This window comes from Bradyrhizobium sp. 45, assembly GCF_023073155.1.
GTDB lineage: Bacteria > Pseudomonadota > Alphaproteobacteria > Rhizobiales > Xanthobacteraceae > Bradyrhizobium > Bradyrhizobium canariense_D.
Window position 1 is genome coordinate 38,925 of sequence record NZ_JADPIX010000028.1, and the last position, 14,608, is coordinate 53,532.

Here is a 14,608-nt window from a genome sequence, read left to right on the forward strand (position 1 = left end):
CCGGACCGTACTAGACCTCACCACCGATACGTCAGCTTGCCGATAGCCTTGCGTCCCTCCGCGTAGAAGCAGCCCGACAGGCTGTAGCAGGCGGCGACATAGCGGGTGTCGGCGAGATTGGTGACGTTCAGCGACAGGCGCCAATTGTCCCTGGTGTAGGCGAGCAGCGCGTCCAGCACGGTCGCGGATCCGACCTTGAATGTATTGGCGTCATCGCCCCAGGTCGCGCCGACATAGCGGACGCCGCCGCCGAACTGCAGGCCCGCGAGCGGCCCGGTCTGAAGCGTGTAGTCGTTCCACAGCGAGGCGCGGTTGAGCGGCACGGTGACCGGCGCCTTGCCGACATTCACCGGATCCTGCGTGACTGTTGCGTCGACATAGGCATAGGCCGCGCGCAAGTTCCAGCCGCCGGCGAGCGACATCGTGCCTTCGAGCTCGAGGCCGCGCGATTTCACTTGACCGGTCTGCTCGGCAATGTTGAGCGGAGGCGCAAAGGTGACGACGTTGTCGCGCGTCAGGTCGAAGGCGGCGAAGGTGAACAGCGCGTTCCATCCGAGCGGCTGGTACTTGACGCCCACCTCGTACTGCACGCCGGTCTCGGGATTGAGCAGCTTTCCGCTCGGGCCGGTCGCGAGCACCGGCAGGAACGATTCCGAGTAGCTGAAATAGGGCGCGATGCCGTTGTCGAAATTGTACATCATTGCGGCGCGGCCGGTGAAGGCCGACGCATCCTTCGCGACCGACGTATTGAAGATGCCGCTGTCGACCTGCGTCGTTACAAAATCCTGGCGGCCACCGAGCTGGAACGAGAGCCGGCCGAGCTTGATCTGGTCCTGCGCGTAGAGGCCGACTTGCGACTGCTTGACCCCGGTGTCGTCGCTCATGGCGCCCATGGTCCAGTCGTAATTGTAGACCGGATTGAAGACGTTGATCTCGGGTGCCGACGTCGTGACGCCAAAGGCGGTGTCGCGGAATCTGGTGTTGCGATAGTCGATCCCGACCAGCGTGGTGTGGCTGAGGAAGCCGGTGGTGAATTTGCCCTGGAGCTGGTTGTCCACGGCGAAGGAGTCGATGTAGGAGTTGCTGTAGCTGCCGAAACGGGCGAGCTGTCCCGCGGCCTCGTCGGTATAGGCTCCGCCGAAAAACACCTTCTCCTCGTTGTGCTGGTAGGCGTAGCGCAAATTCTGCCGGAATGTGATGTTGTCGGTGAAATTGTGCGAGAGCTGGTAGCCGGCGGTCGCGATCTCGGTGTTGAACGCGTTGAAGCTCGGCACGCCCGCGAAGAACGAGACCGGGATGATGCGGCCGTTGTTTGGCCACACCGTGCCCGAGGCCGGCAAGAACTGGAGGCCCCACCCTGCCCGGTCGCGCTGGTAGTTGGCGAGGATCGTGATGGTGGTGTCATCGTTCGGCTTGAACGTGACGGCGGGCGCGACGAAGACGCGGTTGTCCTTGGTGAAGTCGACCTGGGTTTCGCCGTCGCGCACCACGCCGGTCAGGCGCCACAGCACGGTGCCGTCCTTGTTGGCGGGACCGCCCATGTCGAACTGGCCCTGATAGCGGTTGAAGCTGCCGCCCGAGATCGAGACCTCGCCGAACTGCTGGGCCGTCGGCAGCTTGGTCACGTAGTTGAGGATGCCGCCGGTGCCGCTGCCGCCATACATCGCCGAGGATGGGCCCTTGAGAACCTCGAGACGCTCGGCGCCGTAGGGATCGAGGCCGTTGAAGTGCACGTAATTGCTGGAGGGAATCCGCAAACCGTCGACATAGAGGCCCGACATGGTGGTGTCGAAGCCGCGGATCTGGAGGGCGCCGAAGCGGGTATCGGAGCCGCCGTTGACGTCGCCGCTGACGCCGGCGGTGTAGCGCAACGCCTCGCCGATCGAGACCGCGCCCTGGTTCCTGACCTGGTCGGTCGTGACGACGGAGACGGACTGCGGGGTTTCGATCATCGGCGTATCCGTCTTGGTCGCGGTGCCGCTGCGCGTCGCAACGAAACCGCGCACCGGACCATTGGCGCGTTCACCGGTGGCGTCGTTCGAGGATACCGACTGGGTTGGCGCAGCTTGCTGCGACGAAGAGCGACGATTGGCGCGCGCGGTGCGTGTCGCCGCTGACTGTCGCGTTGAGGCGACCGCTGCAGGCCGGGCGCGCTGAGCCGGGGCTTCGACGGTGACGGCGGGGATCTGCGTCTGCGCCTCCACGGCACCGAAGGGAACGACGAGAGCAAATGTGCTGGCCGCTCCGAGGAAGAGAGTCTGTATCTGTCGACGACGCGTGTCGGCACGCGAAGCAAGTTGGAAATCGGTCACGTTTGTCGAGGCCCCACGCACTGCCGGCTTCGCCGGTATCGTTTTTGATGCCTCGCCCTAACGCAGGCGATTTCGGAGTGCGATAGGAACTGCGTTAGAATTTCTCCAGACGCGTGCGCAACGCGTGCGACGAATGCACTCAGTCGTGTCTCGAAGTTTGGAATGCTTCCAGACCGACAAGAACCTGCCTGTTCGAAATGTCTAAAACGGCGTCAGCGATGTCGCAGCCGGCGATTAACCCGGCGCGCGAGATAATCGCCGGCGCTCTGCACGAGCTGCACCAGCGCGATCAGCACCACGACGACGGCCAGCATCATCTCCGGCATGAAGCGCTGATAGCCGTAGCGGATGCCGAGATCGCCCAGGCCTCCGCCTCCGACGGCGCCGACCATGGCGGAATAGCCGAGCAGGCTGACAACCGCGAGCGTCAGCGCCAGCAGAAGACCCGGCAGCGCTTCGGGGATCAGCACCTTGAGCACGATCTGCATCGGCGAGGCCCCGAACGAGGACGCCGTCTCGATCAGGCCGCCATCGACCTCGCGGATCGCGGCCTCGACCAGGCGCGCGATGAACGGCGCCGATGCGATCGTCAACGGCACGATCGCGGCCGTCGATCCGATCGAGGTGCCGGCCACCAACCGCGTGAACGGGATAATGGCGACGACCAGGATGATGAAAGGCGTGGATCGCGTCGCGTTGACGACGGCACCGAGCACGCGATTGACGATGGGCGCCGCGAACAGCTCGCCTTTCCGGCTGGTCGCGAGAAAGACGCCGAGCGGCAGGCCGAAGGCGGTGCCGATCAGCGCGGCGAGCCCGACCATGTACAGGCTCTCGCCGGTCGCCTGGACGATCAGGTTGATGAGTTCAGGCGACATAGCCGAGACGCTCCGCGGGGAATTGATATTGTGAAAGCCAGGCCAGCGTGCGCGTCGTCGCGTCCTCGCCGCCGGACATGCCGAGAGGGATACCAAGCGTCAGCGAGCCCACATGCTGGCCGCCGATCTCGTCGATGCGGGCCGACAGCAGCGACACGTCGAGGCCGAGCTCGCGCGCCAGCCGCGCCACCATCGTGTCGCCGGCCCCTGCCCCGCGCACCTGGACGCGGATCACGGCCTGTCCGGCCGGAGGCTGCTCCGAAACGATCCGGCTCGCCAGCGACACCGGCAGGCTGTCTCCGATTACTTCGGCCAGGAAGGATTGCGTGATCGGATGCTTGGGGTAGGTGAAGATGTCGGCGACATGGCCGCTCTCGACGACGCGGCCGGCATCGAGCACCACGACATCCCCCGCAAGTTGGCGCACCACGGACATCTCATGGGTGATCAGTACGATGGTCACGCCCAGCTCGCGGTTGATGTTCGCGAGCAGATCGAGGATCGCCCGCGTGGTCTGCGGATCGAGCGCCGAGGTCGCCTCATCCGACAGCAGCACGCTCGGCCGCGTCGCGAGCGCACGGGCAATGCCGACGCGCTGCTTCTGGCCGCCGGAGAGTTCTGACGGGTAGCGATCGTGCTTGTCTGCGATGCCCACCAGCGCAAGCAGCTCGGCCACGCGCGCGCGGATATCGGCCTTGGCCCAGCCGGCGATCTCCAGCGGCAGCGCGATGTTGGCGGCAGCGGTGCGGGAGGACAGCAGATTGAAGTGCTGGAAGATCATGCCGATCGAGCGCTGCGCCAGCCGCAAGTCGCGGCCCGAGAGCGCCGAGATATCTCTGTTATCGACGACGACGCGGCCCGTGGTCGGCCTCTCCAGGCCGTTGATGAGCCGGACCAGGCTCGATTTGCCGGCGCCGGAGCGGCCGATGATTCCGGTGATCGAACCGCGCGGGATGGCGAAGTCGATGTTTTGCAGGGCATTGACGCCGGGCTTGCCGCGATAGGCCGGATAGGTTTTCGAGATGCCTTCGAAGCGGACCATCGCGTCGGACGCAGTCGCGGCAGGTGAGATCGCGTGAGCTGAGATCGCGTCAAACTTTTCGATCGGCTGTCCGATCGCGAGCGACGGGTGGACGTTCATGGAGGCGGCCTTCATGCACAATAGTTCCCTTGCCCCTGGGCATCCGGGAACGGTCGCATCAAGCGACGGAGAGTGAAACCGCGATGAGGACTCGGCTGGAGCGCGCTGCACCGCAGCACGCACAATCGCTCTTTCGGGTCGCTCTGGCAATGTCAGATATTTGCGGGGAGTTGGACGAAGTTTTCCAAATGTCTTCCCGCTGAAGAAAATTCATCTGCCGCCGTATTGCCCTCCCGCCCGACTCAGTGGACCTGCAACCAGGGCCATACGATCAGCAGGAGCCCCGCGAAATAGAGCATCCCAAAGATCAGCCCAAAACCCCAGAACTGACCCTTGCCGATATAGCCGCTCCCGAAATACATCGGCGCCGGCCCGGTCGCGTAAGGCGAGATCACCCCCATCAGGCCGAGCGAATACATGCAGAGCATGGCGAGCGTCGTGACTGGTAGGTCGGGGATGCCGGATCCGACCGCGAGGACCACGGGCAGCACGGCGGCGGCATGCGAGGTGATGCTCGAGAAGAAATAGTGGATCCAGAAGAACAGCGCGACCAGCAGGAGCATTGCGGTCGACGGCGACAGCCCGGCGAGCGGCTTTGCGTATTCGGTCGCGAACCATTTGATGAAGCCGATCTCGTTGAGGCCCGAGGCCAGCGTCAGCAGCGAGGTGAAATAGAAGAACACCTCCCAGGCGCCCTTCTCGGCGACGATGTCGGCAAACTCGATCACGCCCGTCACCAGCATCAGCGAGATCACGATGAACACGACGGTGGTGGCGTTGACGAAATTCGAGCCCAGAAGCGGCACGCGGATGTCCGGGCTCGAGCCCGCGATCCACAGGAACATCGCGAGCAAGATCAGCGCCAGCATGATCCATTCATTGCGCGACATCGGGCCCATCTCCGCGAGCTCCTTCGATGCCCATTCGGAAATTTCCGGGCTGCTCTTCACCTCGGGGCGGCAGACCGCGTAGCTGAGCAGCGGGACCAGCATCATCAGGAGCAGGCCGAGCGGCGCAAAGCCGATGAACCACTGCGCCCAGCTGACGTCGATTCCGACGGTCTTCTTGGCGATGGCCAGCGCCGCCGCATTGGGCGCCAGCGCGGTGAAGAACAATGAGCTGGTGACGGCGGTTGACGCGAACGCGGTCCACATCACGTAGGTGCCGATCTTCCCGGCGGTCGGTCCGGGCTCGGAGCCGTAGATGCGCGGGATGTTGCTGATGATGGGATAGACGATGCCGCCGCTGCGCGCGGTGTTGGACGGTGTCGCCGGCGCCAGCAAGAAGTCCGACATCGCCACCGCATAGCCGAGACCGAGCGTGTTGGTGCCGAGCTTTTGCACCAGCACGAGCGCAATACGCCGGCCCAGGTGGCTCTTGCGATACCCGATCGAGAACACGAAGGCGCCGACGATCAGCCACACCGTGCTCTCGGCAAAGCCCGCCAGCATCCAGCGCAGCGACTTGGTCGGATCGGGATCGATATAACCGCCGACGCCGGCAACCGTCAGCCCGATCAGGCCGACCGCGCCCACCGGCATCGATTCCAGGATGAGCCCGGTGATGACAGCCGCGAAGATCGCAAAATAGTGCCACTGATTGGCGTTGAGCCCTGCGGGCACCGGCCACAGATAGATCAGCAGCCATACCGCGAGCGGCGCGATCAGCTTCCAGCGAAACCCTTTCGCCTCGGGTGCCTGCGTGCCAGTGGTCATGGGCCCTCCCCCTCGATCGTCATTGTCGTCTGCCGGCCCGTTGATCGGCCGTATTTTTTTTGTCCCAACGCGGCGTATACGGATTGTCCGCGGCGCAATCAATGGCCGGGCCGGCTTCTACCGCCCTCTGAACTTCGGTTTGCGTCGCGTCAGGAACGCCTCGACGCCCTCCTTATGGTCCTCGCTAAGGCTTGCCAGGGCGAACTGGTCGACGTCCATGTGGCTGGCGAGATTATCCAGCGCATGCGCCAGCCGGTTGACCGTGAGTTTCGTCATGGCAACGGAGAGCGGCGGCTGCGCGGCCACCTTGCGCGCAAGCTCCATCGCGGCATCGAACGCATGGCCGGGATCGACCACCTGCTCGACCAGGCCCCACTCATAGGCTTCATCCGCGCTGATGCGCTGATCGGCCAGGATCACCGCCTGCTTGGTGCGCGCCGGGCCGATCAGATGCAGCATGCGCGGAATGCTCTGCCAGCTCATGTTCATGCCGAGCCCGATCTCGGGCACGCGCAGATGGGCATCGCGTCCCATGACGCGGAAGTCGAGCGCGACGGCCAGCGCCACGCCGCCGCCGACGCAAAACCCCTCGATGGCGGCGATCGTGATCTGCTCCATCTCCTGCCAGGCGTGGGTCAGGCGCGGTCCGAGCTTGAGATGCCGCCGCAGCGTGCCGAGGTCCATGTCCTTGCGCGCGCGGCCTTCGGCATCCTTGAGGTCGAAGCCGGCGCTGAACGCAGCCGCGCTGCCTGTCAGCACCACGGCAGAGGTTGCGGCGTCATCCTCAAAACTGCGCGCGGCCGCGGTGAGCTGGCGTAAAGCCTCTGGCGATAGCGCATTGATGCCGTCGCCGCGGTCGAACCGCACCACCGCAATCCGTCCCTCCGGCCCGAGGCCCTTCTCGATCTTGACATAGTCAGGCAACGCAAACTCCCCTGGTCTTGGTCTTCCTGGCGCTCACAGATGCCCGGTGCGCCGATGTTCGGGTTCGCTTCCATGGACCGGAAACCGGATCGTGGTCCCGATGGTGATCCAGTTGGCATTTTCGCCGGTGATGTTGCGGCCGTAGATCAGATCGACGGAGAATATCTCGTTCGGTCGGTAGCGGACACCGGTCTGGAAACGCGGCTGCACGATGCTTGCGACCTCGGCGGCGCCGGCCTGCCCGTACGCCTCGATCGTCCATTGCAGCGTGTCGGTGAATTTCCAATCGAAGCCGATGCCGTAGGTCAGGTAATGGCGATCCACCGTCCGATCCCAGAGCCAGCCGCCGTTGACGTTGATGCGCATGGTCTCCGACAGGCGGAAGGTCGCGGGGATGACGGCAAAGGCGGCTAGCGCCTCGCCGGTCGCCGCGTCGAACGATCCTCCGCCATAGGCCGACAATCCCCACCGGCCGATTCCGGTCGGGACGAAATTCGTCTTGGCTTTTGGCGCGATTGTCGTGCTCCAGTCGCCGTCGCTCCGGGCCCGGATGGTCTGCAGGCTCAGCTCGATCGGCCTGAAGGGATCGACGACACAGGAGGGATTGGCGACCGCCGAAAAATCCGTGTTGGAAGCCGCCGACAGCCAACTTTCCACCTTGCAGGAGCCGACATCGGAAATGTCGGCGGCATCGACCGCATAGGCGCCATTCGCGGCGCGCGCATCCTGCGCCGCGAATGCGCCAAGAGCCGCGATTGCGACGGTTATTCCGGTTCTTGCAGCCCAGCCCATGGTGCGACGTTAGCAGAGTCTTCGCCTCGACAACGCCCGGATTCTGGGACTATCTTCGCCCCATGAGCGACCATCATCACCACGATCACGACCATTCCGAGCTGTCGGAGACCGAGCTGCGCGTGCGCGCGCTCGAGACGATCCTGACCGAAAAGGGCTATGTCGAGCCGGCCGCGCTCGATGCCATCATCCAGGCCTATGAGACCCGGATCGGCCCCCATAACGGCGCGCGCGTCGTCGCCAAGGCCTGGAGCGATCCGGAGTTCAAGGCGGCACTGCTGGAGGACGGCTCGAAGGCGATCGGCACGCTCGGCCATGTCAGCCGCGTCGGCGACCACCTCGTCGTGGTCGAGAACACGCCGCAGCGTCACAACATGGTCGTGTGCACGCTGTGCTCCTGCTACCCCTGGGAAATGCTGGGGCTGCCGCCGGTCTGGTACAAGGCCGCGCCCTATCGCTCCCGCGCGGTGAAGGACCCGCGCGGCGTGCTCGCCGATTTCGGCGTGCAAGTCGCCAAGGACGTTGAAATCCGGGTATGGGATTCGACCGCCGAAACGCGCTTTCTGGTGCTGCCGATGCGCCCCGCGGGGACGGAAGGCTGGAGCGAGGAGCAGCTCGCCGAGCTGGTCACGCGCGATTCCATGATCGGTACCGGCTTTCCCAAGGCGCCGGGGGCGCCGTCATGAACGGCGTGCACGACATGGGCGGCGTGGACGGCTTCGGCAAGGTCGAGCCGGAGCTGAACGAGCCGGTGTTCCACGAGGAATGGGAATCGCGTGTTCTCGCCATGGTGCGCGCGATGGGCGCGGCCGGCGCCTTCAACATCGACACCTCGCGCTTCTATCGCGAGACGATTCCGCCGCACGTTTATCTCTCGAGCTCCTATTACAAGAAATGGTTTCTCGGGCTCGAGGAGATGCTGATCGAGAAAGGCTATCTCACCCGGGAGGAAGTCGCCGCCGGCCACGCTATGCACCCGGCCAAGGCGCTCAAGCACGGCAAGTTCGATCTCGGCCAGGTCGAGCGCATCATAGTGCGCGGCAAGTTCGCCCGCCCTGCCCCGGCGCCGGCGAAATTCAAGATCGGTGACAAGGTCCGCGCGAAGAACATTCATCCCGCGACCCACACCCGCCTGCCACGCTACGTGCGCGGTCATGTCGGAATCGTCGAGCTGAACCATGGCTGCCACGTGTTTCCGGACTCGGCGGCGATGGAGCTCGGCGAGAATCCGCAATGGCTCTACACCGTCGTGTTCGAGGGCCGCGATCTCTGGGGCGCGGACGGCGATCCGACCTCGAAAGTCTCGATCGATGCGTTCGAGCCGTATCTGGACCCGGCGTGATGAGCAGCACGGCTGCTGCTGCCGCGACGGCAGCCATCCCGAGCATTCCTCATGATGATGACGGCCCGGTGTTCCGCGCGCCCTGGGAGGCGCACGCCTTCGCGATGGCGCTGACGCTGCACGAGCGCGGCGTGTTCACCTGGCCCGAATGGGCGGCAGCCTTGGCCTCCGAGATCAAGCGGGCGCAGGCGGCCGGCGATCCCGATACGGGCGAGACCTACTATCTCCATTGGCTCGCCACGCTGGAGGGCCTGGTCGCGCGCAAGGGCGTTGCGTCTGCGGAGACGCTGCATCGCTACCGCGACGCCTGGGACCACGCCGCGGATCGCACCCCGCACGGCAAGCCGATTGAGCTGAAGGCGGAGGATTTTGCGCCGTAGTCGCTTTGCGCGTTGCTGGGGTACACTCTAACCCCAACCCGCGAAGGCGGGGAATCCAGTACGCCGCGGCCTGTCGATTATCGCTACCTTCTCGGAGTACTGGATCACCCGCTTTCGCGGGTGATGATACCGAGTCTATGGTATCACCGTCCCGCCACGTACTCCCGCCACCCCTTCGCCCGCAGGCTGCACGCCGGGCATTCTCCGCAGCCGTATCCCCAATCATGCTGCGCGCCGCGTTCGCCGAGGTAGCAGGTGTGCGACTGCTCGCGGATGAGGTCGACCAGCCCGTCGCCGCCGAGGTCCTGGGCGAGCTTCCACGTCGCGGCCTTGTCGATCCACATCAGCGGGGTGTGCAGCTCGAACTTGCGGGCCATGCCGAGCGACAGCGCGGCCTGCATCGCGCGGATGGTGTCGTCGCGGCAATCGGGATAACCGGAATAGTCGGTCTCGCACATGCCGCCGACGATGTGACTGATGCCGCGCCGGTAGGCCAGCGCCGCGGCAAAAGTCAAGAACACCAGATTGCGGCCGGGCACGAACGTGTTCGGCAGGCCGTCGGCGCCCATCGCAATCGCGACGTCGCGCGTCAGCGCCGTCTCGGACACGGCCGCCAGCGTCGGGATCGACAGCGTGTGGCTCTCCCCGAGCCTGGAAGCCCAGTCCGTGCGCAGGCCCTTGATGCCGTCGAACAGCCGGTCGCGGCAGGCCAGCTCGATGGCGTGGCGCTGGCCGTAATCGAAGCCCAGCGTCTCCACGCGCGCAAAGCGATTCAGCGCCCAGGCGAGGCAGGTGGTGGAATCCTGGCCGCCGGAGAACAGCACCAGCGCGGTTTCGGATGAAGATGCGTCAGTCATGGCCCGCGCTTTAGCACTGCGCACGCGGCTCGCCAATCTGGCCCGCCAACCGGTGGAAATCACCCTGTTCCGCCGCGCTGCGCTGGGAACGGGGGCTCGCTTTTGGCATAAGGCATGGGAGCCAGGAGACTGCCCCGCAATGACCCCTTCCCGCGACATTTCCCGCCTGATCGAAATTATGGCGGCGCTGCGCACGCCGGTGACCGGCTGCCCCTGGGACCTCGAGCAGAATTTTGCGACCATCGCGCCCTATACGATCGAGGAAGCCTATGAGGTGGTCGACGCCATCAGCCGCGGCGATCTCGACGACCTCTGCGAGGAGCTCGGCGACCTCCTGCTGCAGGTGGTGTTCCATGCTCAGATGGCCGAGGAGCAGAACGCCTTTGCCTTCGGCGATGTCGTCGAGGCCATCACCCGCAAGATGATCCGCCGCCATCCGCACGTCTTCGCCGACAAGGACGGCGATCTCGCCTCCTCCCACGTCAAGGAAGTCTGGGACCGCATCAAGGCCGAAGAGAAAGCCGAGCGCGCCGCGCGCCGGCCACCCCAGGAAGCGCCGTCCCACAAATCGCTGCTGTCAGGCGTGAAGGCCGGCCAGCCCGCCCTGACGCGCGCCATGGAGCTGCAGCGCAAGGCCTCCACTGTCGGCTTCGACTGGAACGATCCGCGCGCGGTGCTGGCAAAAATCCGCGAAGAAGCCGACGAGATCGAGGCCGCACTCGATCGCAACGACAGCGAGGGGTTGGCGGAAGAGACCGGCGACCTGATGTTCGCGGTGGTCAACCTCGCCCGCCATGTCGATGCCGATCCGGAAGCCGCGCTGCGGGCGACCAACACGAAGTTCGAGCGGCGGTTTGCCTATATCGAACGGGCGCTGGAGGCGCAGGGGCGGACCCTCGAGCAGGCGTCGCTGGCGGAGATGGACGCGTTGTGGAATGAGGCGAAGAGTGCGAAGCAGTCGTCACCAGAGGAGCGCAAGCAAGCCGGCCGCTAACTCGGCCGGGACGACACTAACTACGCGGACAGTCGCGGCACGGCATCGAACCGGTTCACCACGATGTCCCGCTTGGTCTCGTCCACCCGCACCGTCATGTCGAAGCGGCCGTCGTGCAGCTCTTTCGCCAGCACTTCGGAATTCCGATGCAGCCAGCTGATGCCGGCGCCGTCGGAGGCATCGATGGAGAGGTCGAGCGTGATGCGTTTGGCGGCCAAGCGCTCCTCGATCGCGGCGAGCAGCGCGTCGACCCCCTCGCCCGACACGGCCGACACCAGCATCGCCGGATGATCCTCCGGCCTGCGCGCGGCGATGTTCAAAAGCTCTTCGCGCTGTTCGGGACCATAGCGGTCGATCTTGTTCCAGACCTCGATGATGCGGCCTGAATCATCGGGGTTGATGCCGAGCTGGCGCAGCACGGCGTCGACGTCGCTCTGCTGCGCCTCGGCGTCGTCGTGCGAGATGTCGCGCACATGCAGGATGACGTCGGCCTCCAGCACCTCCTCCAGCGTGGCGCGGAAGGCGGCGACGAGCTGCGTCGGCAGATTGGAGATGAAACCGACGGTGTCCGACAGCATCGCCTTGCCGCCATGCGGCAGGGTGAGCGCGCGGAGGGTCGGATCCAGCGTGGCGAACAGCATGTCGGCGGCCTGCACGTCGGCGCGGGTCAGGCGGTTGAACAGCGTCGACTTGCCGGCATTGGTGTAGCCGACCAGCGCCACGACGCGGTACGGCACGCGCTGGCGGCCTGCGCGATGCAGGCGGCGTGTGGCCTGCACCTTCTTCAGTTCGCCCTCGAGCTTGGAGATGCGCTCCTGGATCAGGCGGCGGTCGGCTTCGATCTGCGTCTCGCCGGGACCGCCCATGAATCCAAAGCCGCCGCGCTGGCGCTCGAGATGGGTCCATGAGCGCACCAGGCGCGAACGTTGATAGTTGAGATGCGCGAGCTCGACCTGGAGCGAGCCTTCCTTGGTCTTGGCGCGGCGGCCGAAGATTTCCAGGATGAGACCGGTGCGGTCGAGCACCTTTGCCTGCAACTCCTTCTCGAGGTTGCGCTGCTGGATCGGCGCAAGCGCGCAATCCATCACCACGAGTTCGACGTCGAGGCTCTTGGCGAGCGCGGCGATCTCCTCGACCTTACCCTTGCCGATATAGGTCGCAGGGCGGATCTGGCTGATCGGCGCGATGATGGCGTCGGCAACGACGAGATCGATCGCGCGCGCGAGGCCGGCGGCTTCGTCGAGCCGGGCTTCCGCGTCACGCACGACATGAGCTTCCGATTGCGCGTCGGCACTGCCTGCGCGCACCCGCAAATAGGGACCGATGACAAGCACCCGCCCCGTCTGCGTACCCCCTGCCGACCGCGGACGGTCGGCATCCCCGTCGAAATTCCGGGGTTCCAATCAGATCACTCTCAAGCCGGCTGATCCTCGCCGCCTTCGAACAGCTGGATCGGAGCGCCCGGCATGATGGTCGAGATCGCATGCTTGTAGACGAGCTGCGAGTGACCGTCGCGCCGAAGCAGCAAACAGAAATTGTCGAACCAGGTCACGATGCCCTGGAGCTTCACTCCGTTGACCAGAAAGATCGTCAGTGGCGTTTTGGTTTTGCGAACGTGATTAAGGAAGGTGTCCTGCAGGTTTTGTGCGCGGTCTGCCGCCATTTTTTTTCTCGCTTTGAGTTTCTTTTTATTGCGCCGGTTGCGGCCCTCTTTTGAAACTCGGGGTCCTCGTCCGGTTGCCGTCCCTCATGAGATCCCCCTCGGGGGGACAGCGGTTCAATTAGAGGACAGGTAGGCTTATTAGGCAAGCCGCTTCACGCGGCAGCCCATGCCGTATTGCCCCGAAAAACTACGGAAATCGATGATTTTCCTCGCCTATTCCAACGACGTCGCAGCGTTAGCCGACGCCGAGCGCCTTCAACTTCCGGTGCAGCGCCGAGCGTTCCATGCCAACAAACTCGGCCGTGCGAGAAATATTTCCTGAAAAACGGCTGATCTGTGCAATCAAATAGTCGCGCTCGAACACTTCGCGCGCTTCGCGCAGCGGCAGGCCCATGATGTGCTCGCCATTGTTGCTGGTCGGCATCGCGGGCACCATGGAGCCGACATCCTGCGGCAGCATGTCGGCAGTGATGATGACTTCCGGCCCGCCAGCGGCGAGAATCATGACTCTCTCAACGTTGTTGCGGAGCTGGCGCACATTGCCCGGCCAGACATGCGACTGCAGTACCGCCATCGCGTCCTGGCCGATCTGCCGCTTGGGCAGGCCGCTGCCCGCGGAGATCTGCTCCATGAAATAGTCGATCAATTCCGGAATGTCTTCACGCCGCTCCGACAATGCGGGCACGCGGATCGGCACCACCGAGAGCCGGTGATAGAGGTCCTCGCGGAAATGACCGGCCGCGATTTCCTCTTCGAGGTTGCGCGCGGTGGAGGAGATGATGCGGACGTCGACCTGCACCTTGCCGTTGCCGCCGACGCGCTGGAACGACTGCTCGACCAGCACGCGCAAGATCTTGTTCTGGGTCTCGCGCGGCATGTCCGCGATCTCGTCGATGAACAGCGTGCCGCCATGAGCCTCTTCGAGTGCGCCGGGCTTGCGCGCGTGCTCGCCGTTGGACTGCTCGATGCCGAACAGCTCGTGCTCCATCCGCTCGGGCGTGATCGCAGCGGCGTTGATGACGACGAAGGGGCCGTCGGCGCGGCCCGAGGCCGTGTGCAACGTGCGGGCGGTCAGTTCCTTGCCGGCGCCCGCGGGGCCGACGATCAGGATGCGGCTGTTGGCCTTGGCCGCACGCTCGATGGTCTGGCGCAGCTGGTTCATGCTGGGCGAGCGGCCGACCAGCGAGCTTGCGCTCGGCGCGAGCTGCTTCAGCTCCTTGACCTCGCGCTTGAGCCGCGAGTTCTCCAGTGCACGGTTGGCGACCAGGATCAGCCGGTCGGTCTTGAACGGCTTCTCGATGAAGTCGTAGGCGCCACGCTTGATCGCGGCGACCGCAGTCTCGATGTTGCCGTGGCCGGAGATCATCACGACCGGCAGATCGGGGTTGTCCTTCTTGACCTGCTCCAAGAGCTGCAAGCCGTCGAGCTTGGAGCCCTGCAGCCAGATGTCGAGGAACACCAGATGCGGCCTGCGGTTGGCGATCTCGGCGAGCGCCGTATCGCTGTCGCGCGCGGTCCGGGTCACGAAACCCTCGTCTTCGAGGATGCCCGCAACGAGATCCCGAATATCGGCCTCATCATCGACAATCAGAATTTCACTTGCCATGGAT

General features: G+C 64.8%; 14 protein-coding genes. 4 read left to right on the plus strand and 10 right to left on the minus strand.

Annotation, left to right across the window (positions count from 1 at the left end; all coding sequences use genetic code 11):
* Positions 1-17 precede the first annotated feature (17 nt).
* The 6 genes from IVB42_RS04400 to IVB42_RS04425 form a co-directional block, all read right to left on the minus strand.
* Positions 18-2,006, minus strand: a complete 1,989-nt coding sequence (locus tag IVB42_RS04400) for a TonB-dependent siderophore receptor (protein WP_247395706.1) — start codon at positions 2,004-2,006, stop codon at positions 18-20.
* Positions 2,007-2,524: 518 nt separating this feature from the next.
* Positions 2,525-3,190: a methionine ABC transporter permease gene (locus IVB42_RS04405; RefSeq protein ID WP_247371155.1), complete on the minus strand. Its 666-nt coding sequence runs from the start codon at positions 3,188-3,190 to the stop codon at positions 2,525-2,527.
* Positions 3,180-4,346 (minus strand): methionine ABC transporter ATP-binding protein, encoded by a 1,167-nt coding sequence (locus tag IVB42_RS04410; protein WP_198957646.1) that lies wholly within the window; start codon positions 4,344-4,346, stop codon positions 3,180-3,182. The genes IVB42_RS04405 and IVB42_RS04410 overlap by 11 nt, the downstream gene beginning before the upstream one ends.
* A 227-nt stretch (positions 4,347-4,573) precedes the next feature.
* The gene (locus IVB42_RS04415) at positions 4,574-6,046 is read right to left on the minus strand and encodes a DASS family sodium-coupled anion symporter (RefSeq protein ID WP_247371152.1); all 1,473 of its coding nucleotides are present in this window, start codon (positions 6,044-6,046) and stop codon (positions 4,574-4,576) included.
* A gap of 117 nt (positions 6,047-6,163) precedes the next feature.
* A complete protein-coding gene (locus IVB42_RS04420; RefSeq protein WP_018457836.1) occupies positions 6,164-6,970 on the minus strand; it encodes an enoyl-CoA hydratase/isomerase family protein in 807 nt (268 codons plus the stop codon).
* Positions 6,971-7,003: 33 nt separating this feature from the next.
* A complete protein-coding gene (locus tag IVB42_RS04425) occupies positions 7,004-7,762 on the minus strand; it encodes a hypothetical protein (RefSeq protein WP_247371149.1) in 759 nt (252 codons plus the stop codon).
* Positions 7,763-7,824: 62 nt separating this feature from the next.
* On the opposite strand from IVB42_RS04425, the gene nthA reads away from it, so the two are divergent.
* Genes nthA through IVB42_RS04440 form a run of 3 tightly spaced genes read left to right on the plus strand, consistent with a single transcriptional unit; the run spans position 7,825 to position 9,484 of the window.
* Positions 7,825-8,448, plus strand: a complete 624-nt coding sequence (nthA, locus tag IVB42_RS04430; RefSeq protein WP_247395634.1) for a nitrile hydratase subunit alpha — start codon at positions 7,825-7,827, stop codon at positions 8,446-8,448.
* On the plus strand, positions 8,445-9,104 hold the full coding sequence (gene nthB, locus IVB42_RS04435; protein ID WP_247395637.1) for a nitrile hydratase subunit beta: 660 nt from the start codon (positions 8,445-8,447) through the stop codon (positions 9,102-9,104). The genes nthA and nthB overlap by 4 nt, the downstream gene beginning before the upstream one ends.
* Positions 9,104-9,484 carry a nitrile hydratase accessory protein gene (locus tag IVB42_RS04440; RefSeq protein WP_247371140.1) on the plus strand — a complete coding sequence of 127 codons (381 nt, stop codon included), beginning with the start codon at positions 9,104-9,106 and terminating at the stop codon, positions 9,482-9,484. Before nthB ends, IVB42_RS04440 begins: the two co-directional genes overlap by 1 nt.
* Positions 9,485-9,627: 143 nt before the next feature.
* Here IVB42_RS04440 and queC read toward each other — a convergent pair whose 3' ends face one another.
* Positions 9,628-10,341, minus strand: a complete 714-nt coding sequence (gene queC / locus IVB42_RS04445) for a 7-cyano-7-deazaguanine synthase QueC (RefSeq protein WP_247371137.1) — start codon at positions 10,339-10,341, stop codon at positions 9,628-9,630.
* 139 nt (positions 10,342-10,480) lie between these two features.
* On the opposite strand from queC, the gene mazG reads away from it, so the two are divergent.
* Positions 10,481-11,335, plus strand: a complete 855-nt coding sequence (gene mazG / locus IVB42_RS04450) for a nucleoside triphosphate pyrophosphohydrolase (protein WP_247390634.1) — start codon at positions 10,481-10,483, stop codon at positions 11,333-11,335.
* Positions 11,336-11,355: 20 nt separating this feature from the next.
* Here the strand turns inward: mazG and hflX are convergent, their stop codons facing one another.
* The 3 genes from hflX to IVB42_RS04465 form a co-directional block, all read right to left on the minus strand.
* Positions 11,356-12,738: a GTPase HflX gene (hflX, locus tag IVB42_RS04455; RefSeq protein WP_247395649.1), complete on the minus strand. Its 1,383-nt coding sequence runs from the start codon at positions 12,736-12,738 to the stop codon at positions 11,356-11,358.
* A gap of 11 nt (positions 12,739-12,749) precedes the next feature.
* Positions 12,750-12,998 carry an RNA chaperone Hfq gene (hfq, locus tag IVB42_RS04460; RefSeq protein ID WP_007591126.1) on the minus strand — a complete coding sequence of 83 codons (249 nt, stop codon included), beginning with the start codon at positions 12,996-12,998 and terminating at the stop codon, positions 12,750-12,752.
* Between the two features lie 235 nt (positions 12,999-13,233).
* Positions 13,234-14,604: a sigma-54 dependent transcriptional regulator gene (locus tag IVB42_RS04465; protein ID WP_007591127.1), complete on the minus strand. Its 1,371-nt coding sequence runs from the start codon at positions 14,602-14,604 to the stop codon at positions 13,234-13,236.
* Between the last annotated feature and the right edge of the window lie 4 nt (positions 14,605-14,608).